Origin of the sequence: Acetobacter fabarum (assembly GCF_040702925.2) — a bacterium.
Taxonomy (GTDB): Bacteria; Pseudomonadota; Alphaproteobacteria; order Acetobacterales; family Acetobacteraceae; genus Acetobacter; species Acetobacter fabarum_B.
In genome coordinates this window covers 1-287 of record NZ_JBFCXX020000068.1, presented here as the reverse complement: position 1 = coordinate 287, position 287 = coordinate 1, and the positions used below count along the sequence as shown (strand labels likewise).

Annotated in this window: 1 protein-coding gene; it reads right to left on the bottom strand. The window is 65.2% G+C overall.

Annotation, left to right across the window (positions count from 1 at the left end; translation table 11 throughout):
- A partial coding sequence (locus AB2L51_RS15125; protein ID WP_400922645.1) for a MotA/TolQ/ExbB proton channel family protein occupies positions 1 to 287 on the bottom strand: 287 nt, incomplete at both ends.

Genomic DNA, 287 nt, shown 5'->3' with positions numbered 1-287 from the left:
TCCGCCGCCGCACCATGGCGCACGCCACCGATCAGGATGGACTGCAGGTCATCGGCAAAGTCGCGCACCTGATCCATGGCCCCCTTGTTGCGGCGCACCAGCAGGTTGTACCCCAGCACCGCAGGCACGGCTGTCGCCAGACCAATGGCGGTCATGATCAGGGATTCCCCCACAGGACCTGCAACCTTGTCGATGGACGCCTGACCGGCAATGCCGATGGCGGTGAGTGCGTGGTAGATGCCCCAGACCGTGCCGAACAGCCCGATGAACGGAGAGGTGGACCCCAC